The following is a 20670-nucleotide window of genomic DNA, read 5'->3' on the forward strand; positions in this document are numbered from 1 at the left end:
GATCAGGCCAGTGTTCTTGCTGTCCCCAAACGGGGACGGCTGCGATACAGAAGGTGACAGCGGCAGCGAAGCCGCGGCGCATCGAGAACGTCCCTTGTCTCTCGCCGGTCAGAACAGAGTCCTGTCGCAGCAACAGGCGTGCCAGAACTTTCGTCTAGCCGGGCGCCTCAATGCGGATCTGGGATCCGAACGGGGCGAAGTCGCGGACATTCCACGTGAGGATCGTCTCCGCTCTTGCCTTGAGCGCCGTTCGAGCGATGAGCGTGTCGTAGGTCCGGCCGCCGACGGTTTCGAGCCTTACGGCTTCGGTCAGGGCAGCCCAGGTCTCGGTTCCGGTCAGTTGGACGACCGGCGCGGAACTCCAGTTGGCCTCGATCGCCGCGAGGGCGTCGCTTGCTCGCAACCTGTGGGGAGCTGGCAGTCGCGTCAGCACGGAGTAGGTCTCCACGAGTGAGTGGCCTGCCAACACGAGCGTGTCGCCCCGGTTCGATCGCCGATCGAGTTCCGCGCGGGTGCGTTCGTGGTGCTCGTGCCAGGAACTGATCGCTGCGACCAGGCAGGACGTGTCGCAGAGGTACCGGGTCAATCGCCAGGACGCTCGCGGTCCTGCCGCGTGCGGATTTCATCGATCACAGTGGCAACTTCCGATGCGGTCAGCGGAGCCGGTGTCTCCCCGGTTGGAACGGCGACGACCACCGAGCCGCGGCGTTCGAGTTTCACCTCGAGGGGCTCCGGCTCGATCTGAACGCAACCGCCGGTCAGGCGAAAGCGAACCTGGGTGCCTGGATGAAGATGCGCGGCGTCCCGGATGGCCTTGGGTACGACCAGGCGGCCTGCTTTGTCGATCATCGTCATGGCAGAGAAGCTACCATTCTCTCTGCCAGGAAGCGACCCATAGGACGAGCTTAGCGGCGAACCTGCGCGAGCCTCCTGCGAAGTCCGGCCGCCTCGGGACTTCCCGCTTCCTCGGCCAGGTCGAGCGCCTTCCGGAACTGCCCGGCGGCGGCGTCCGGCAGCCCGCTGCTCACCATTGCTTCTCCGACGTTCGTTAGCAACTGGATGAGGCCGTCGCGGGTGGGCGGATCCTGGGGCCGCTCCCGGTAGGCGCGATCCAATACGTCGACGGTGCGGACGACGTCGCCACGCTCGGCGCTGACCAGGGCGACGAGCAGCATCATGCTGACGTCGCTCGCGTCGAGTCGCAGAGCCTCTTCGGCCTTGGCGAGCGCCCCGCTCAGGTCGCCGGTCTGAAAGAGCGCCCGCGCCAGAAAAGGCGCCACGCCTTCGAGTTCCGGGTGCAGTTCGGACGCGCGGTGCGCGGCGGCGAGCGAGCCCGCCGGATCGCCAGCGGCGGCGAGCACTTCGGCAAGTGCGAAGTGGAGTTCGGGCCTCGAGGCGTCGACATCGATGCCGGCACGGAGCTCACGCCGCGCGAGGTCGAGTTCGCCGTGGACGCGGTGAGCGTTGGCGCGCCGCAGATAGCTGCGGGCGTCCAGCGCCAGGTCGTGGACGCTCGAGCGGATCGGGTCGTCGCGGTAGTTGATGCGTCCCAGCGAGCGTGCGGCGGTGGCGATCTGCTGCCCGCGCTCGCGGTCTCCTGCCCGCGCGTACGCCTGGGCCAGGGTGACCGCGAAGGAGCGATTCTCGGCCGCGAGGTCGCGGGCTCGGGACAGATGCCGAATGGCGGCGTCCGAATCGCCGGCGGCGAGGGCGAGGCGGCCCAGCCCGGCGTGGGCGTGGGCGTTGGCCGGGTCGAGTCGGGCCGCTTGCGCGTACTCGCGGTTGGCGGCGTCGAACTGCCCGGTCCGCTCGAGCGCCTCGGCGAAGCGGACCCGGGCGGGTGCGTAGTCCGCGTCGAGGGCGAGGGCCGCGCGGTAGAACTGCAGGCTGTCCGCGGCGGAGCGTTCGTCGATCAGGGCGGCGAGCAGGTAGGGCCAGCGGAACGTCCCCGGCGAGAGCTCGTGGCCTCGGCCGTAGGCGGCGATGGCCTCGTCGGTGAAGGTGTGAGCCTCGAGGACCATGCCGTATCGGCCCCAGGCGTCGCCGTTTCCCGGGTCGGCGCGGAGGTCCGCCTGAAGCGAGGCGAGGCGCTGGCGAACGGCGGGCTCGGCGCCGTCGAGCCGGGGTGCGGGGATCTGCTGGGCGGTGAGGGGGGCAGTGGTGAGGAGTACGAGGAGGATCGCCGCGACGATGTCGCTTAGGGCGAGTGCCGGCCAGAAGGCAGGCGCACCGGCAGTCAGCCTGGCCGACATTGCGCGAGTCATCGTCAGTGGCCCTCGCCGCGGACTAGCGTTACGACCTGGTCGGCGGCAGCGCCGTCGAAGCTCTCCACCAGACCGTCGGGCCAGACGACATCGAAGCTCTCCACCGATTCGGCCGCGCCCAGGCCGAGGTGGGCCGTGGCGGGTCCGGCGGAGAGGTAGCTGCCGGGCGGCAGCGCGTGCAGGAGCCGCGGACCGTCCGGCGTACGGACCGTGATCCGGGCGCCGATCGCCTCGCGGTCGAGGCGGGGGTCGAACGCGCGGACCCGCAGCCAGTTCGCAACGGTCGGTTCGTCGCTGGCGGCGCCCGCGTCAATCGTCAGGTTGCGGAGAATCCGTGGCGCTCCGTCGAGGTTGGCGATCACGAGGTCGAGGTCGCCGTCCCGGTCCAGGTCGGCGGGTACGAGCGCCCGGCTGAGCCCGAGTTCGGTCCACGGCCGCTGGGCCGAAGCGTCGGCGAAGCGGCCTTCGTCGTTGACCAGGAGAAGGTTCGGTTCGGCGTACTCGGACCAGAACGCGGGAGGAGCGTCGACGCCACCGGGCGTAGCTAGCGCCGACGGCCGCCGCTTGACCGCTCCGTTCGCCACCGCGAGGTCGAGGTCGCCGTCGTTGTCGGCGTCGAAGAAGGCGGTGCCGAAGCCGGTCAGATCGAGGCTCGCCGCGCCGAGTTCGGTGTCGATCGTCGCGTCCTCGAAGCCGGGCAGCATGAGGTTGCGGTAGTAGGTGTTCGTCTCGGTGATCAGGTGGGTCACGAACAGGTCGAGGTCCAGGTCGAGGTCGGCGTCGCCGGTGGCGATGCCCATTCCCGCCTCGCTGTTGCCCCAGCGGTTGAACGCGGAGCCTTGCAGGACGCCGTCGTCCAGGAAACGCCCACCGCCCTGGTGGGTCCAGAGGTTGTTCGGGTCGGCGTCGTTCGCGACGTAGATGTCCACTTCGCCGTCGTGATCGAAGTCCGCGGCGACGACACCGAGGCCGGCGTCTGCCACCGCGGTGATGCCGGCGGCGGCGCTGACGTCTTCGAACCCGTTACCGCCCAGGTTGTGGAGCAGGACGTCGCTCAGGCCCTCGAACTCGGTGGGGCCACAGAAGTCCCGCCTTCCGCCGTGCTGCGAGCAGACGCGCGCCGGGTCGAACGCAACGTAGCGGGCGACGTAGAGGTCGAGGTAGCCGTCGCGGTCGTAGTCGAGCAGGGCGGCGGACGAGGACCAGCCGGGAACAGCCGCGTTCCAGGCCGCGGAGCGGTCAGCGAACACGCCCTTGCCGTCGTTGAGGAAGAGGCGGTCCGGCCCGACCCGGGTCACGTAGAGGTCGAGGTCGCCGTCGTTGTCCAGATCGCCGACGGCGCAGCCCATGCCGTCGCCCTCCAGTCCGGCGGCCGTCGTGGCGTCTGTGAAGTGGCCGGCGTCGTGCTGGACGTAGAAGCGGTTGCCGCCGGCCGCCGGGGCGACGACGTACAGGTCGAGGTCGCCATCGCCGTCGGCGTCGAACACCGCCAGGCCGCCACCCATCACCGCCGGCATGGGGTAGGTCGAGTCCGTGCCGCTCGGCAGGACGTGGTCGATGCCGCTCTCGGCTGTCACGTCGACGAAGCGGACGGCGGGCGTGGCCTCCGGGCCGGCTCCCGGCGCTTCCGCCGGCGCCACACCGGAGTCGGGCGGCGCCGAACAGGCAGACGCGCTAGCCAGAACCAGGCCCGCAACCCGGGCCGCGCGGTTCCGCGCCACTCGCGAACCGGGCCGAGCCCCCGCGGTTGGACGCCTGGATGACACGGTGCCGGGATGCGAGCGAGACGCCCGCTCTCCCACAGGTGTTACTGCCAGGCCCCCTGGATCGCACCGACCATCGCAAGGCCGATCGTCATGTGTCCGGCATTGATCAGCCACAGCTTGAGGGACCGCTGCTCGAACAGGTACTGGACCCCCATCAGCATCGACGCGATGCCGAGGCCGAGCAGGAGACCGACGTGGATTCCGACCATGTAGCCCCCGCCCATGTCCATCATCACCATGCCGACGACGATGGCCGCGATCAACTCCAGAACGAACGAGCCGCCCATCGTCTTGACCATGTTCGATTCCGGCGGGTTCTCCATGTCGATGCCCATCTCGGCGGCCCACGCCTTGCCGAACAGGAAGGAGTACCAGACGGCGCCGAAGGCGAAGAAGGCAACGGCGGAGACGACGACGGCAAGCCAGTTCAGGTCGGCAAAGTGCATGCGGAGGCTCCTTCTCGTTGGTAAGGGGGCGAGGTCAGTGTAGCGCCCAGGTGGGTAGCGACATGGCCTGGGTTACTCCTCAGGCGCGCCGAAATGCTCGATCATGTAGTCGTCGTAGGGCCCGGCCAGGAAGTTCAGGAAGATCTCGTTGACCAGCTTGACCGCCTTGCCGGCGGCGTACTCGACGTCTCCGTCCAGGCTGCGGACCTCGATCGACACCTTCCCGCCCCGGTTCCGGCAGCGGCAGCTCACTTTCGACGCGTCGATCCGGCGGTGGGCAGGCAGGTCGTCGCTCGCGCGCTCGGCAACGAACCTGCGGAGTTCCCGATCCATCTCCGACGGATAGGGCACTCCGGGCAAGAGATCGACGAACACCACCGCCCTGCGTCGCGGTTCGAACCGGAGCCGATGAGGTTCGGGAGCGTGCCAGAGGAAACGGCATTCGAGGTTCCCTTTGCGGTCCTCGCTTGTTCCGAACCCCCGGAAGATCCCCTTGTCGGCGTAGTTCCGCAGGCGCTTCAACACAGTTTCTCGCAACGGGGTCATGTCAATTCACTAGTCCCCACGACGACCGGTCGTACGCAGTGCGGTCGCCGCTTCGCGGCGCGATTTCCCGGCGGCCTCCGGCCGCAGCGGGTCGGAAGACCCGCGCACGCAGAGCACCGCTTCCGGCTCTCGGCGACGTCCAGCTGGCTCGGGGACGGGTGTGGAGGGTCCCAGCGGGCTAGAGCCAAGCGACTGCCCGAGACCTTGCATGAACCACGGACAAGCCGGAGCGCAGGCGACCGAAGCGAACGCCCAACCTCACATCCACCAAGCGGGCGTGAGCGTCCGCTGGGACCCTCCACACCCGTCCACGAGCCAGCGGGTGCCCGCCACCGTCAGTGGTAGTAGGCCATGCAGCCGGGTTCGACCTTGCGGGGCAGGCCGGGCGGATACTCGTTGGTCCAGAACTCCTTGATGGCTTGGCAGTTGATGAGAGTGGAGACGCCGTCGTTGGCGGCCATCTCGTAGCTGCGGGGCAGCGCTTCGCGGAGCTGTTCGGGGGAGGTGACGTACTCGCCGCGAGCGCCGAGGCCTTCGGCGATCTTGTCGTAGCGCAGGTTCTCCTGGAAGAGGTACATGTGCATCGACCGCGTGGCGCGGCGAGCCGATCCGTAGACGCCCCAGGCGTTGTTGTTGTAGACGATCATGACCGCCGGGATCCGGTACTTCGCCAGGGTCTCGAACTCCATGCCGGAGTAGGCGATGCCGCCGTCGCCGGTGATCCCGAACACGGGCGCCCCGCGGTACGGCTCCTGGGGACCGACGCCGTTCATCACCGCGGCGCCGGCGCCGACCGTGTAGCCGACGTCGGGTCCGATCGCGCCGTACTGGTAGGCGCCGTTCAGGATCTGGCCCGGCCGGTGGGCGCGCAGCCAGCGCCGGGTGTAGCGGGCGATGCCGTAGCCGCCCGAGACCACCGTCGTCTGTTCCTTCGGCAGGTCGCCGGAGTACAGGAAGTTCGAGAGTTCCTGCGCGATGACGGCCGGGTGAATCGTGTCGGTGGCCGCGCTGTGCTTCAGCCCGAGCTCGTACCACTCCGCGTTCTGCTTTTCGAACGCGTCGCGGGCGGTGGCGAGCTCGTCGCGCCAGGCCGGACGCGACGCCGCCGGCAGTGCCTCTGCGAGAGCCTCCAGGCCGCCACGGGCGCTGGCAACGAGTCCCAGATCGACCGGCAGGTTGCGGCCGATGTCCGCCGCGTCGGGGTCGATCCGGATCACCTTGGCGTCCGGGTCGAAGGCGACTTCACCGACGCCGGGCATCGAGTACTGACCGACGAAGATGACGAGGTCGGCCGAGAGCAGGGCATCCGGTCCGGTGCTCACCGACAGCGGATGGCTGTCCGGGAAGTGGCCGCGCATCGGCCCGGATTCGACGACTGCGATGTCCGCCCGCTCCGCCACCGTGCGCAGGACATCCCAGGCCCGGTCGTAGAACACGCCGGTCGAGGCGACGATGATCGGCCGCTCGGCCTTCCCGATCATCTCGACGACCTTCCCGGTGTCCGCCCTGGACGGGTGGGGCAGGGCCTCGGTGCGGTAGGCGTTCTTGTCGTGGTAGTAGAGCAGGTCGTCCGGCGACTCGAACTGGGCCCGCGCGACCTCACCGGTGAAGTCGAGGTGGACCGGCCGCGGCACGCCGGTGCGCAGGTGCCGGAAGGCGTAGGCGGCGTACTCGTAGACCCGGTTCGGGGTGATCAGCCGCTTGCCGTACTTTTTCAACCCCACGGTGGTCGGTTGCTGGTAGCCGCGCTGGATGCCGCGTTCCGTGTCGTCACCGCCGACCGTCATGTTGCTCGCCAGCACGAGCAGCGGCGTGCGTGCGGCGTTCGCGGCGCCGATGTTCATGATCATGTTCGTGAACCCCGGGCCCTCGGTGCCCGAGCAGGCGGCGGCCTCGCCGGTGACCCGGATGAAGCCGTCGGCGGCGGCGCACATGCTGCCCTCGGTGCGGCCGCCGTAGGTGGGGATGCCCTCGGCGGCGATCGCGTTGATCACCTGGTAGTTGCCCGGCGCGCAGAAGAGCGCCTTGAGGCCCTCGTTGGCGCAGGCGCGGGCGAACACCTGGGCGCCGTTCATCGGGAACTCGGCCGGGTCGGGGGCCTCGTTTCTGGTGCGGGGAATCTCCTCCGGAACGCTGATTGGCCGATCCTCGCGGTCGGCGGCGGCAGCCCGGGCCTGCTGTGCGAACAGGGCGGCGGCGCCGACGCCGGCAGCGCTCGTGGCGACGAAGCTGCGGCGGGAGACGCCGGAATCTGCCTTGGCGGCGGCAGGGTCTGCGGCGTCTTGCGCCGGAGAGAGCGTACGGGGCGGGCGTTGCGGTTCGTTCATGGTGGATTCTCCGGTTCAGCCGCCGCGCGGTACTCCTCGGGGCCGAGGCTGCGCAGGTAGTGGACGAGTTCCCAGATCTCCGTGTCGTCGAGTTCGGCCTCGAAGGGCGGCATGTCGAGGCCGGCGCCGAACTTCGTGGAGCGGAAGAGATCGCCGTCCGTGGTCCCGAACCGCCAGCGTTCGGGGTCGGTGAGGTCGGTGGCCTCGAAGTCGATGTTCTCGAGCGCGCGGCCGTCGAAGCCGTGGCAGATCTGGCAGTGGCGCAGGTAGTGGGTGCGACCTCTCTTCTCGGCGGCCTCGGTGTACGGCGTCGGGTTGACGGCCGGTACCGCCGGATCGTCCGCCGCGCCGGCGCCCTGGGACGCCTCGGACTGGCCGGCCGCGGCCGCGGCCAGGCCGAGCGACAGGAACGTCGCCAGGCGGAGCGCTCTTGTGGCAACTGTCATCGGGATGGCCCGGGCAGTGTACCCGTGCCGCATGCCGGCGGGAACCCGTGTGGCGCGATCCCGCGCCACACGCGTCACAGTCCGTGCGCCCGTCATCGGGCGCACGGATGACACGCCGGCGTACCCAGTTTCCGGCGTGCCGGCTTCGGCTATTGCGCGGGAGCGGGAAGCAATTCGATTCTGGCTTCCGCCGCCTCGAGGATGGCGGGGCGGGTGTAGAGCAGGGGAAACGCCTGGTCGTTGGCCCAGGGCTGGAACAGGTCCCGGTAGTGCGGGCTCCTGGGGTCCCCGGACTGGCCTGGATTGTTCATCACCACCGAGGCGTCCCAGTTGCCGACGTCGATGACCATGCGGAAGGAGGCGCCGGAGCGCTGGTTGAAGCCGTCGCCGTAGCTGGTGTTGCCGACCGTGTCGCCGGAGCCGCCGCGCTCGGCGGGGCCGACGTCGGCGAGCCGGCGGATGTCGTCCGGAAGGTGCGCCGACAGTGGATGCCGCAGTTCGATCTGGTGCAGGTCGCCCCAGCGCCAGGCGACGGGGTCGGGGCCCAGGCGCTCGCTGACGTCGACGTACGCGGCCCGCAGGCTGTCGAGGAGCGCTTCGTCGCGCGCCCGCCGCGGCCGGTCGCCGAGCCTCGGATCCATCTCTTCGAGCATCCGGAGCAGGTGCTCGTCCTGGACCGGGAGCGGGTCCTCGCCCGCCCCGAGGGCCGCCGCCATCCGCCGGCCGACCTCGGCTTCGAGGTGCCGTCGCCACCAGACTTCGAAGAGGGCGGCCGCGGCGCTGTCCGCGGCGAGCTCCGCGTTCCAGCCGCCCAGGAGCTCGAGCGCCGGCCCGGCCTCCGGTGTCGGACTCGCTCGTCCCAGCAGCGCGTGAAGACGGCGCGCGGGTATCGAGACGTAGTCGGTCTGGAGCCGGACGGCGCCCTCGACCGTCATTGCGTCCTCGGCGTCCAGCACTTCGCCGATCCGCTGCCGCCGGTACGGCCCGGCCCACTCCCAGCCCAGCGGCACGTCGTAGCCGGCGGGCAGGTTCATCTCGTTGGCGGTCGCCACCCAGCCGCGCTCCGGATTGAACTCGACCGGCAGTTCGTCCATGTCCCGGTAACCGCTCCACTCGTAGCGGCCGTCGCCCGGCACCGGCAGCAGACCGTCCCAGTTCGGCCGGACCGGCGCCAGGCCGCCCGGTTTCCAGCCGATGTTGCCGCTCGTGTCGGCGTAGACCTGGTTCTCGGACGGCGTTCCCCAGCGGTTCATCGCCGCCAGGAACTGATCCCAGTTGCGCGCCCGGATGTACTCGATCGACCCGAGGTAGGGCGCCATGCCGGGCTCCAGCCAGGCCGCGCGCAGACCGATCGCCAGGTCGCGGTCGGGGTCCCGGTAGAGCACGGGGCCATGGTGGGTGAAGCGAAGGTCCACGGTGCGGGCGTCTTCGCCGCGAACCGGAATCGTCTCCTCGATCGTCTCCATCGGCAGCCAGTTGCCCCGGTGCTCGTAGAAGTCTGGTTCGCCGGGTTTCGTCCGGTAAATGTAGAGGTCTTCCTGGTCGATGCTGAAAATTGTCAGCCCGAAGGCGATCGTGCCGTTGTGTCCGATCGAAATGCCGGGCAGCGCGGGCTCGCCGGCACCGATCAGGTCGAGGTCCGGTGAACTGAGGTGGACGATGTAGCGGAGCGAGGGCACGGCCTGTGTGCGGTGCGGGTCGTTGGCGAGCAGTGGCCGGCCTGTGGCGGTACGTCGCGGCGAGATCGCCCAGTTGTTGCTGCCCTGGGATGCCGGGCCGACCTCGTCCTGAAAGCCTGGTTCGAGGTCACCGAAGCGAACGCCGCGGGTGCCCAGCCGGTACAGGTCGAGTGCCTTGGGGGCCGCCCGGAAGGCGTCGAGATCGAGGCCTGCGGGTACGGCGAGCCGATGGTCTGGCTGGTACCGGTCACGGAGGGCCAGCGCCGCGGCTCCGTGCTCCGCCAGAAACCTCGCGCGGGAGAACTCGCTGGCGGCGTTTCGCAGCAGGCCATGGCTGCGGATCCGCGTCACCGCCTCAGGGGTCCAGTGCGACGGCTCGTAGCCCAGCGCCTCGAACTCCGGCGGCAGCAGCTCGCGACGCTCCAGCACCAGGTCGACGTAGGCGTTGACGCCTCGCGTCCAGGCGCTGACGATGCGCTTCGTGTCCGAGGCGTAGGCGAGCCACTCGGCGTGCATGTCGCCGCGGTAGAGCAGCAGCCGGGCGGCCCGGTCCTGCTCGACGAAGTGGGGCCCGAAGACCTCGGAGAGCGTCCCCTCGCCGCGCCGGCGCCAGAGGTCGATCTGCCACAGCCGGTCGCGGGCCGCGTTCCAGCCCTGGGCGAAGAACAGGTCGTCCTGGCCGCCGGCGAAGACGTGGGCGACGCCCCAGCGGTCGACCAGGATCTCGACCGACGCGTCGAGCCCCGGGACCTCGAAGCGGGTTGTCTCGATCTCCTGGGCAACCGTCGTCGAGGCGAGGAACAGGGCGAGCGCGGGGGCCGTCTGGCGGAGCTTGCGCATCTGCGAAAGCGCACGATACCAATGGGCCGCTCGGCTAAGCTCTTCGCCCGTGATGACTCAGACCTCTTGGTCGAAGGCGTGTGGTGCGATTGCTGTCGCGGCGCTCATGATGCCGGCCGCGCCAGCTCTCGTCGCGCAGGACGAGGCGGCGGACGCGGCGGGTGCCGGAGATCAGGACGGTTCGGCTCCGGAGACCGTGTTCTACGAAACGGCCACGGTGCGGGCCCGCGCTCTGGAAGGCGCGACCGCCTCGGTCCAGGTCGTCGACGCGGACGAGTTGCGGCACCTTGCGGTGCGCGACGCGGCCGAGGCGCTGCGGCTGGTGCCCGGCGCCTGGGTGCTCGGCAACGACTCCAGCGCCTCTCTCGCGGGCGTATCGCTGCGAGGCGGCGACGCGAACTTCTCCCTCGTTTTGATCGACGGCGTGCCGATGGCCGACAGCACGGACCAGTACGGCGGCGCCTTCCCGCTCGGCAGCGTGGGAGGGGCCGAGATCGAGCGCCTGGAGGTCGTGCGCGGGCCGCTGTCGTCGTTCTACGGGTCGAGTTCCCTGGCCGGGGCGGTGCAGTTGATCACCGCGGCGCCGCGCGACGAGGCGCCCTTTCTGGGCTGGAGCGCGCAAGCGGGAGATCACGACCACCTGAGCAGCCGGCTTTCCTGGGGACGCGCGGGCGAGTCGTCGCACGGTTCGATCAACGCGGCGGTTCGCGAGGAACAGGGCCGGGTCGGCGAGGATGCGCTGGAGCAGCAGACGCTCAGCGCGCGCTGGGGCCGGAACCTGGGCGAGGCGTCCGCGCTTCGCCTCTCGGGGCGCTTCTCCGACTGGCAGGCGGACGACTACTCGGACGGCTCCGGCGGCCCTGTCTTCGGCAGCGGAGACCTGCGGGAGTCAGATCACAGCGATCTCGGCCTCGCGGCGACGGTCGACTTCGGTGCCGGGGAGGCCTGGAGCCACACGCTGCGGTCGACCTTCTACAAACACACCCTCGACCGGACCAGTCCTCCGATCGTTCCCGTCGTGCCGCCGATCACCGAGTCCACGGAGTTCGACGACCTGCGGGTTGCCTGGACCGGCGCCTTCTCTCCGGCGGGCGGAGCGCCGTATGACCTCAGCCTGGGCGTCGAAGGCCTCGCCGAGGAGGGCCGCAACCAGAGTCTTCTTCTTCTGCCGCCTTACTTCGGCGGCCCTCTGGCCGGCGACTATCTGATCGAGCGGGAGCGAGTGGGCGCGTTCGCGGAGTGGCGGTGGAGCCGCGGCGGCTTCGTGGCCGAACTCGGTGCGCGAGCCGACTTCTTCGAAGGTGAAGGCGAGGAAGTGAGTCCACGGGTCGGCTTTCGCTACACGCCCGAGGGTGACGCCTGGTCGGTGCGGGCGTCGGCGGGCGAGGCGTTCAAGCTGCCGAGCCTCTACGCGCTGGCGACTCCACGCGCGATCGGAGGCAATCCGAACTTGCTGGCGGAGACGAGCGCCGGGGCGGATTTGGGAGTCGAGTTCCGGGCCTCTGACGCTTCGGTGAGGGGCGGCATCACCCTGTTCTCGAACCGATTCGAGAACCTGATCGACTTCGACTTCGACACCTTTCAGATCGTGAACCGGAGCAAGGTGGACGCCGAAGGCGTGGAGGCGTTTCTCGTCTGGAACCCGTCGGCGCGCGTCGGAGTCGATGTCCGCCTCACCTCGCAGGACACCGAGGACCTGGCCACCGGGCGGACACTGCGCCGCAGGCCGGATCTCTACGGCGGCGTCGGCCTGCGGGTTGACCTGAGCGAGTCGGTCCGGCTCGGCCTCGAGGCCCGGCACACCGGCTCCTATCTCGACGAGCAGGTTCCGGCGCCGTTCCGGACCTCGGTCGCCGGCCGGGACCTGGTTGGCTTGTCGCTCTCCTGGCAGGCCGCGGACCGGTGGCGGATGAGCCTGCGCGCCGACAATGCCTTCGATGAGTCGTACGAGACGCAGGTTGGTTTCCCGGGCCCTGAACGGTCCGTGAGGATCGGAGTTCGTTATGGGCACTAGGAGGATGAACGGATGAAGACGATGTTGACGGTTGTCGCCGCAATGCTGTTGGTGATGGGAACGGTCGCCTGCGTCGAGATCCGGGTAGGCGCCCCGGATGACGCCGAGACCGAAGAGGCCGCGGTCGAACCGGCCGCGACCCTGAACGAGCTCAGTGCCGAGGAAGTCGAGGCAGGCTTCCAGTCGCTCTTCGACGGCGAGTCGCTGGAGCACTGGCGCGGCTTCAAGCTGGACCAGGTGCCGGCGGGCTGGTCGGCAGCCGACGGCGTGGTCCACTTCCTGCCGCCTACCGGCGACGACGCCGGACCGCGAGCCGACCTGCTGACCCGGGAGCAGTACCGGTCATTCGAGTTCCGCTTCGACTGGGCCGTAACGGCGGGAGGCAACAGCGGCGTCATGTTCCACGTCTCCGAGGACGCCCCGGCCTCCTACTCGACCGGCCCGGAGTTTCAGATTCTGGATGATGACGGCCACCGGGACGGTCAGCGCATGGAGACTTCCGCGGCCTCTAACTACGCCCTTCACGCTCGGCAGGGCGGTGAGCTGGTACCGGTGGGCGAGTTCAACACTTCCGCCCTGCGGGTGGAAGGAAACCGGGTCACGCACTGGTTGAACGGCGAGAAGGTGGTCGAGTACATGCTCTGGGACGACGACTGGAAGGCGCTGGTTGAGGCCAGCAAGTTCGCTTCGATGCCCGGCTACGGGATGATGGAGACGGGCCACATCGCGCTCCAGGACCACGGCAACGAGATCTGGTTCCGCAACCTCCGCATCCTCGTGCTGCCTGATTGATGGACGACCCCGCCTCCGGCCTGGCCTGGTTCAAGGTCGCCGACCTCGACGAGCTGGCCGAGAACCGGGTCAAGACGGTGGTGGCGGGCCGCCGCTCCATTTGCCTGACGCACCACGACGGGCAGTACGGCGCGCTGGACAACCGCTGTCCGCACCAGGGTGGCCCGTTGGGGGAGGGATCGATCGAGAACGGCTGGTTGCGTTGCCCGTGGCATGGCTGGGACTACTGCCCGCTCACGGGCAAGTCGCCGGCGGGCTACGACGAGCGGGTGCCGACCTACGCAGTCGAGGTCCGCGGCGACGGCATCTATGTCGGTCTGGAGAAAGAGGTCGAGCGACCGCGCACGGTGAGCGACGCGATGGTCGAGACCTTTGTCAACTGGGGGATGACCCACGTCTTCGGAATGGTCGGCCATTCGAACCTCGGACTGGCCGACGCGATCCGGGCGCAGTGCGAGGCCGGCGCCCTCCAGTACGTCGGTGTCCGCCATGAGGGCGCGGCGGCGTTTGCCGCCTCGGCCTATGGCAAGTTGACCGGCCGGCCCGCTGCCTGTTTGACGATCGCCGGACCGGGCGCCACGAACCTGCTCACCGGGATGTGGGACGCGCGGATGGACCGTGCTCCGATCCTGGCGCTGACCGGCCAGGTGGACACCCAGGTCCTGGGCCCCGGGGCGTTCCAGGAGGTCGACCTCTCGGCTGCCTTTGCCGGCGTCGCCGCGATGAGTCACGCCGTCTACCGGGACAGCCGGCACGTGGAACTGGCGAATCTGGCCTGCAAGAACGCGATCCTCAAGCGCGACGTGGCGCACCTCATCTTCCCGGACGAGGTTCAGACGCTGCCTTCGGAAGCTTCTGCCGGGTCGCCCGAGGGTCGGCTGACGCCACCCGGGATCACCCCACCGCCCGAGGCCACGGAACGCGCCCTGGAGTTGATTCGCGGCGCTCGCCGACCGGTCATCATCGTCGGCCACGGCGCCCGCTTCGAGATGGGCGGCGTCACGGCTCTCGCGGAGCGGTTGAACGCGCCGGTGGTCACGACGTTCAAGGCGAAGGGGCTGATCTCCGACGACCACCCGCTCGGCTGCGGCGTCCTCGGCCGCAGTGGCACGCCGGTCGCGAGCTGGTTCATGAACGAGAGCGACCTGCTCATCGTGTTCGGCGCCTCGTTCTCGAACCACACCGGGATCACGACCTTCAAGCCGGTCATCCAGGTCGACTTCGAGGCGATGGCCCTCGGCAAGTTCCACGCCGTCGACGTGCCCGTCTGGGGCGAGATCGGGGTCACCGCGCGGCTGTTCGCGGAGGCGCTCGGCGACGGCGCCACCGACACCATGGACCAGCGGCCGGAGGTCGCTGAGCGCTGGCGGATCTGGCGGCTGGAGAAGGAACGCCGTCTCGCGGATGTCGGCGAGGCCGGCGTGAGTTCCGCGGCCGTGTTCGCGTCGCTGAACCGCTGCCTGCCCGAGGACGCGATCATCGCCGTCGACGTCGGCAACAACACGTACTCCTTCGGCCGCTACTTCGAGTGCCGGCGGCAGGCCGTGCTGATGTCGGGATATCTCGGTTCGATCGGGTTCGGCTACCCGGCGGCGATGGGCGCCTGGGCGGCGACGCAGACGGCCGACGAGCGGTTCGCCGGCCGGCCGGTGGTGGCGATCACCGGCGACGGCGGCTTCGGCCAGTACCTTGGAGAGGTGATGACCGCCGTCCACCACCGGATGAACATCACCCACGTTCTGCTGAACAACAGCGAGCTCGGCAAGATCTCGAAGGAGCAGCGGGCGATCGAACTGCCCGTCTGGATGACCGACCTGACGAACCCGAACTTCGCCGAGTTCGTGACGAACTGCGGTGGCCTCGGCATCCGGGTCGAGGACGCGGGCGAACTCGACAGTGCGCTCGAGCGTGCGCTGGACCACGATGGGCCGGCCACGGTCGAGGTCGTCGCGGACCCGCTCCTGGTGTAGAGTCCGCGACGTTTCTGCGCCCGCAGTCCGGCAGGGTGATGCCGAGTGCTCGCAAAGGCCAGGTGAGCCAAAGCAGCCGGATGGCGATTCCCACACATGGCCCATCGTGCCGGACTTGGACTTATCCGACGGCTTGCTGGGAATGCGGAAAAGCCATCCAAATCCTGCAGTGCACCTGTGGCAGCGTCGTGCTGTTGGAGGCCATGGGCTGGCCATGGCCACGGCACGACTGCCGTTCCCATAGTTCCGCATCCGGGGGTGTCGGCGGTAGCGGTCTGAGCGGCTGGACGGCAGTTAACAAACTGCGGCGCCTGGGGATCCCCATCACCGATGCTGCCATGGAGAAGATCTTCCCGGAAGAGAGATCAGGACCGCAAGTTACTCGTCCAGTTGAGGACACGAAGAAGGTCGACCCCTCGGGCCATGGGACGAAGGACCTTCTGGCCGTCTTGCGGGAGTTGCAAGAGAGGACACGTCGCACGGCGCTCATAGAGAGCCTCCCGGTGATGGGGAAGAAGCTGCTTGGCCTTGAAGCTCACGTCCGCTACTGGCAGGTGACGCTGGTTCGAAACGACGTGCAGCCGAATGAGAGCTACACAGCTTTCATTCCAGCGCCACTCGTGCGGACTCTACGGAGGGGCGTGATGGTCGCAGCGAAGATCGTGGCCCGTGGGCACGGCGAACAGGCGTGCTGGCTCGTCTCGGCCATCCGGGGTTGTGTGATCCCGGTGAAGTCTAGGAGCGATCCGTGAGAGCGACCAAGGCTTCTTGATCCAGTCCGTGATGCGTGACTTCAAGCGTGGTGCAGGCTTCAAGCTCTCTCGTGGACGGAAGGGACACATCGAACGGGAACATGTGGGGACCGTGTAGCAGTGCCCTGGCTTGCTGCGGTCGATCTCCCGTGGCTGCAAGCACCGCCTGGATGGCCCAGGCGGCGAGTTGATCCCGGTTCCCTACGACGCGCTTCGATGTCGCGCTGTAGACGCCCTTTGAACCGCTTTCCTGAAGGACATCCCAGTCGATGAATGTCCGCAGAATCCGCCTCGTGGCGCGGGCCACCGTTTCGCGTTCACCGAACTGCTCACGGACGCGGCGCTGCACTTGGGCGGCACCAGCCGTTCCCTGTAGGCGCAAGAGCCGACCGGTCTGGTGTGCGACTTGCCAGAAGAACGGGTAGGCCGCCATGCACATGCACCAGTGGACGAAAGTGCGTTCCGCTGCCGACGGACGTTGAAGCAAGTGGATCCCCTGGTCTCTCAGCCCCACGCGGTTTCTTGGGACGTTGGCCCACACCTTTGTCAGGATCGTGATCGCCTTGTGCCGGTTACCGCGCTTCGGTTCGTTGCCGACGGACAGCTTCTCCCGCAGGCGTTCGTTGAGTTCCGAAGCGATCTCGGCCGTCGTGTTGTCCGCGAGAACGAGGTTTGCCGTGTACTCCAGCCAGTCGAGCTGAATGCGCTGGCTGAAACCGATCTGACCGGCTCGGTTCATTCTGCTTTTCGCCTGATCTCGATCAAGGGGACGACGAGCTCTTCAAGAGAGACGCCGCCGTGCCCGACGATCCGGTCGCCTTTGTGCGCAAAGGCGGATCTGCCAGGCGCCAAGAGAGCGTGACAGTCGGTTGGAAGACCGGGCCCCGGCCACGCGACGGCGTCTGGGAACTGCTCAAGCACGCGGTTTCGCAGAGTCGTATCTGAGTAGACGCGCGCACGCTTCCCCCGCGTGCTGACAAGCGCTCCCTCAGAGGGCCGGCCGTAGCCTCGCGCCTCGACGTTGCCATGGTCCGACGTCAGAAACACGGCGAAACCAGCCTCGAGGAGCGACTCCACGATGGCCACGGGCTGGCCTTCCTCGGCCCACTGCCGGACCTGGTTGTGCATGCCGGCGACGCCCAGTTCCATGCCGTGCATGATGTCGTCTACCTTGTTGAGGACGACGCCGAGTACTCGCAGTCCACGCACGGAAGCGCGATCCCGCAACTCGTCGACGCTGTCGCAGGTGCCGCCCTTCAGATACTCGACTTCGTGCTCGCTCAGGCCATGTTCGGCCCAGAACCCATGCCACAGCGAAGGTTCCTTCTCGGTCGTGTGGATGCTCGACTCGAAGTAGAACGGCGGTGTGCCGGCAAAGATGGACTGGCGTGACACCGACGTGATGGTAGGCGCCCAGGCGAAGAGTGCATCTGACCGGAAACCGAGTGTTGGGCGTTGGTCACCAAGAACGTCGCGGAGCACGAGCCATTGGTCCAACGCCAGGCCGTCGACCACGACCAGGGCGATCCTCCGTTCGGTCGCGTCTTCGAGCCGCCGGGCGAGATAGCGTGGCAGGTGATGGACCATCACCGGAGGGTCGGGCGGTAGGTTGTGCAGCCCAGCGTAGCGGCTCTCGACCCAGCCGCGAAATGCCTCATCCACCCGGCGACGGAGGCTGGTCAGGCGACCGCTCAACTGCTGGCGAGCCGGGGCTAGGGTGGACCACCACAGGACGCCCAGTTCCGCCCACAGCCAAGCGAACGACAGCCATTCCGGGTGTCTTACACCGGACTGAGGCACGACGCGATCGACGTGCCCCAGCAGCTTCTCAAGCCGGCGCAAGCGATCTACTTCGAGGTCGCTGCGGATTCCAACGGAGACCCAATCGCCGTGCCGGCCCAGTTCCGGCGCGTGGGGAACAGGGACGAGTTTCCCTTCAAGGAACAGGTTGTCGATGTACACCCGGACATCGGCGTGATCGAACGGCAGGTGGAGTGGTCCGTTCAGGATCAGCGGACGCTCCGCCTTGATCTGCCCATCTTCACCCGCGCTGCCGTCTAGGAAGACAGGCCAGCGCTCTTGCAAGAAGGCGAAGAAGGCCTCTCGCTCCGGGACGATGGTCTCAAGTGGCCACGACGCGAACGCTTCGTTCCGTCGGAGCACCGCGACTAGTCGTTCATCCAGTGGCCGCGGCAGCCGGATCTCGCGGTAGTGCCGCCGCAACAGAATCTGCAGGAGGTCGGCCGGGCTCTTGATCTCAGTAGCCCGAACGCCGAAGACGTGCTGGAGTACAAAGTCCTTCGTAGCCTTCTCGCCAAGTGCCTTAGGCCTGCGTTCCCTTTGTGCGTCATCAACCGCGTTCAGGTCGGCTGTGTCCAGTGTTGCGAGTACCGCACAACTGAGTTCGGGGAACAGCTCGGAGAGGCCGAAGCGCAAGGGTCTTCCAACCTGCAAGAGATCGTAGGGGATGGAGGCGAGATCGTCGTGGTCGAAACGTAGGAGTAGTTCCGCGTTCGCGCCTTCGGCATTGCCCGAGACGCGGGGGTGGCGGGATCGCATCTCGTGGGCAAGGCGGAACGCCACCGGATCCTCGAAAGTGAAGAACTGAAAGCCCCTGCGCCGGACCTCTTCGAGCACCTCTTCGTCGAGCAACAAGTCGTCCGGGTCGGCGGCCAGCGTTACCGACGCGACTCCCGGCGCTAGGTCCTCCAGGATCCTCTCACGCCAACTAGCCATCGGGACCACCGTTTCCTCGTGCAGCCGCGAGGTCACGGAACGTGCCAAGCGTCCTTGAAGCCTCAGAACGGGATGTCGTCATCGGCTGGCTGCGTAGCTGCCGGCTGTTTCTCCGGCGCCTTCCGAGCGGTGCTACTCCCTTCCGTCATCCGTCTTGTGCCGGCCCACTCTTCGGCGATTGGCTTCCAATCGACGTCTCTTTGATCGCGTCCTGTCCACACTCCCCAGAACGCTGGGTCGGCCGAATCTGGGCGCTGGGTCTCGTGCAGTTCGTCAACCTCGACCAGTACTGGCGCCGATGCCGCCCAGCCAAGCAGAATCGCACGACGCGTCGGAAGGCTAGGGAGTTCCCGAAGCAATGTGCTCATTCCGTCGGGGACCATTCGGCGCACCAAGTCTTGGTCCTGCCTGTTCACGATCCGGTGCAGCAGGAAAGTGCTGCACTGGGACAAAACTGTGGGAGACAGTTCGGATGGGCGCTGCGAACAAAGCACAAGCCCAAGACCGAGTTTCCTGCCTTCTCTGGCGATTCGGTCGAACACGCGCCCACAGGCGCGCTCGGCGCCGGTGGCCTCTTGGCCAGCCATAGCCCGATGCACGAATCTGTGAGCCTCCTCGAGGACGAGGACTGTTGGCAGGTCCCGTCGGTGATGGTGTCTGTATCTCTGATGGGCCTCAAACGTGAGGCGAGCGAGAACTGCTACGACTATCTGGACGACATCGGATGGCACTAGAGAAAGGTCGATGATCGAGAGCTGGCCGTTGGCCCCGTCGTCTCCTACTACATCGGCCAACCAATCGGAGAGTGCAATCTCCTCTCCGTCTGGTGGAAGTGCGATTGACGCCAGACGTCGTCGCCTTGTGAGGTCTCGAATACGGAGGTTCAGTGTGTCCACGAACTGGGCTATGTCTCGGCCTTGTGACTGCGCCGCCAATCCGTCGACGTAGTCAGGTAGCCTCTCAACTGGAAAGGGGCGCGGTTGGTCGTGGTCCCAAGCGGCTTTGTCGGTCGGTGGCTCAACCAAGTCGAGCACGTCGGCCAAGCGTTCCTCCACGTCTGCGATTCTGTTTGGCGCTAGGCTGCGGTGCCATTGCTTCCCCTTGGAGGGCAGCCCTTCACGCGCCTCCTGTTCGAGACGTGTCGCGGCTACTTGTACGGACTTCAGCGGTTCCCCCAGAGGCGAATGGCAACTCGTGGCTTCTCGGGAGAGTGCGCCGAATTCGTCTGCTGTGCTGGAGAGAAGATCTGCGACGTCCTCTTTTCCGCCTCCCTTTTCGTTCGGGCCTACCGCGACTGCGAGACGGAAGTCGCGCTCGTAGCGCCGTGCCACCCTGGCGACTCTTCTCGCCAAGGAGTTGGGAGGCTCAGCACCGGCTCGCAAGTGTCGGAGGGCTTTGAACAGCGTCGGGCGCTGGACACCAGGTGCCGCGGTCGTGAACGCGGCCCACTCTTCACCGTTCCAGAGCCAGGCAGGGACCTTGAGCTGTTGCGCTGCGTTGGTTGCTTTCTCAACCTGGAAGAGCCTCACGTCCAGGTCTGAGAAGGCGTGAGCGTACTCTCCGTGTGGGTCGAGGAGGATGAAGCGGGCGTTGGGAGGGCCTGCCCTTTCGTGTTGCTCCCGCGCGTTCGTCGCTTCGTTGATCGACTGTCGCAGCAGGCCGGCCACGGTACAGGACTTGCCGGAGCCCGTGTTTCCAAGCACTGCTAGGTGGCGTCCGAACAAACGGTCGGGGTCTACGTGCACGGGCGCATTGCCGGCGAGAGGTGCTTGGCCCAGAAGGACACGGCCCCGTGTCGCCGAGCGGTCGCCTTCAACGATTGCCTGAAGCTGTTCCCGGGTGGGCAAGAGGACTTGATCGCCGAGAACCGGGGCCGCGTCGACACCACGGCGAAAGACGAGCGCGCAGCGGCCGTCCTGAAGTGTGCTTACGAGCGTTCCCAAGGGTACGAGTGATGCGATGCGTCGGGGAAAGGGAAGATCCACGAATCCATGCGCTCGCGACTCGCCGGCCGGTGGGAATGGCGCAGGGCGGGCACGCACCGACGTGATCCAACCGACCGTTGAACCCACCTCGCTCGGAATCGTCAGGT

General features: G+C 67.7%; 16 protein-coding genes. 4 read left to right on the forward strand and 12 right to left on the reverse strand.

Annotation, left to right across the window (positions count from 1 at the left end; all coding sequences use genetic code 11):
- Positions 1–154: 154 nt before the first annotated feature.
- The 9 genes from OXI49_04395 to OXI49_04435 all read right to left on the reverse strand — a co-directional run bounded on the left by OXI49_04395 (position 155) and on the right by OXI49_04435 (position 10314).
- A complete protein-coding gene (locus OXI49_04395) occupies positions 155–586 on the reverse strand; it encodes a PIN domain-containing protein (GenBank protein ID MDE2689729.1) in 432 nt (143 codons plus the stop codon).
- Entirely contained in the window at positions 583–855 is a 273-nt protein-coding gene (locus OXI49_04400) for an antitoxin (GenBank protein MDE2689730.1), read from the reverse strand. Before OXI49_04400 ends, OXI49_04395 begins: the two co-directional genes overlap by 4 nt.
- A gap of 50 nt (positions 856–905) precedes the next feature.
- Entirely contained in the window at positions 906–2264 is a 1359-nt protein-coding gene (locus tag OXI49_04405; protein ID MDE2689731.1) for a tetratricopeptide repeat protein, read from the reverse strand.
- Between the two features lie 2 nt (positions 2265–2266).
- Positions 2267–3985, reverse strand: a complete 1719-nt coding sequence (locus OXI49_04410) for a CRTAC1 family protein (protein ID MDE2689732.1) — start codon at positions 3983–3985, stop codon at positions 2267–2269.
- Positions 3986–4071: 86 nt separating this feature from the next.
- On the reverse strand, positions 4072–4476 hold the full coding sequence (locus OXI49_04415; protein ID MDE2689733.1) for a DUF1761 domain-containing protein: 405 nt from the start codon (positions 4474–4476) through the stop codon (positions 4072–4074).
- A 72-nt stretch (positions 4477–4548) separates the two neighbouring features.
- On the reverse strand, positions 4549–4998 hold the full coding sequence (locus OXI49_04420; protein ID MDE2689734.1) for a hypothetical protein: 450 nt from the start codon (positions 4996–4998) through the stop codon (positions 4549–4551).
- A 359-nt stretch (positions 4999–5357) separates the two neighbouring features.
- On the reverse strand, positions 5358–7349 hold the full coding sequence (locus tag OXI49_04425) for a thiamine pyrophosphate-binding protein (GenBank protein MDE2689735.1): 1992 nt from the start codon (positions 7347–7349) through the stop codon (positions 5358–5360).
- The gene (locus tag OXI49_04430; protein ID MDE2689736.1) at positions 7346–7795 is read right to left on the reverse strand and encodes a c-type cytochrome; all 450 of its coding nucleotides are present in this window, start codon (positions 7793–7795) and stop codon (positions 7346–7348) included. The genes OXI49_04425 and OXI49_04430 overlap by 4 nt, the downstream gene beginning before the upstream one ends.
- Before the next feature lie 149 nt (positions 7796–7944).
- On the reverse strand, positions 7945–10314 hold the full coding sequence (locus OXI49_04435) for a penicillin acylase family protein (GenBank protein ID MDE2689737.1): 2370 nt from the start codon (positions 10312–10314) through the stop codon (positions 7945–7947).
- Between the two features lie 52 nt (positions 10315–10366).
- Here OXI49_04435 and OXI49_04440 point away from each other — a divergent pair, with 52 nt between their 5' ends.
- From OXI49_04440 to OXI49_04455, 4 genes are all read left to right on the forward strand, one after another.
- A complete protein-coding gene (locus OXI49_04440; GenBank protein MDE2689738.1) occupies positions 10367–12328 on the forward strand; it encodes a TonB-dependent receptor in 1962 nt (653 codons plus the stop codon).
- Positions 12329–12340: 12 nt separating this feature from the next.
- Positions 12341–13120, forward strand: a complete 780-nt coding sequence (locus OXI49_04445; protein ID MDE2689739.1) for a DUF1080 domain-containing protein — start codon at positions 12341–12343, stop codon at positions 13118–13120.
- Entirely contained in the window at positions 13120–15090 is a 1971-nt protein-coding gene (locus tag OXI49_04450) for a thiamine pyrophosphate-binding protein (GenBank protein ID MDE2689740.1), read from the forward strand. Before OXI49_04445 ends, OXI49_04450 begins: the two co-directional genes overlap by 1 nt.
- A gap of 338 nt (positions 15091–15428) precedes the next feature.
- On the forward strand, positions 15429–15842 hold the full coding sequence (locus OXI49_04455) for a hypothetical protein (GenBank protein MDE2689741.1): 414 nt from the start codon (positions 15429–15431) through the stop codon (positions 15840–15842).
- Here the strand turns inward: OXI49_04455 and OXI49_04460 are convergent.
- From OXI49_04460 to OXI49_04470, 3 genes are all read right to left on the reverse strand, one after another.
- Positions 15826–16581: a hypothetical protein gene (locus OXI49_04460; GenBank protein MDE2689742.1), complete on the reverse strand. Its 756-nt coding sequence runs from the start codon at positions 16579–16581 to the stop codon at positions 15826–15828. The genes OXI49_04455 and OXI49_04460 overlap by 17 nt on opposite strands.
- Positions 16578–18578, reverse strand: a complete 2001-nt coding sequence (pglZ, locus tag OXI49_04465) for a BREX-3 system phosphatase PglZ (protein ID MDE2689743.1) — start codon at positions 18576–18578, stop codon at positions 16578–16580. The genes OXI49_04460 and pglZ overlap by 4 nt, the downstream gene beginning before the upstream one ends.
- A 62-nt stretch (positions 18579–18640) precedes the next feature.
- Positions 18641–20521, reverse strand: a complete 1881-nt coding sequence (locus OXI49_04470; GenBank protein ID MDE2689744.1) for an ATP-binding protein — start codon at positions 20519–20521, stop codon at positions 18641–18643.
- Positions 20522–20670 lie beyond the last annotated feature (149 nt).

Source organism: Acidobacteriota bacterium, from assembly GCA_028875725.1.
GTDB lineage: Bacteria > Acidobacteriota > Thermoanaerobaculia > Multivoradales > Multivoraceae > Multivorans.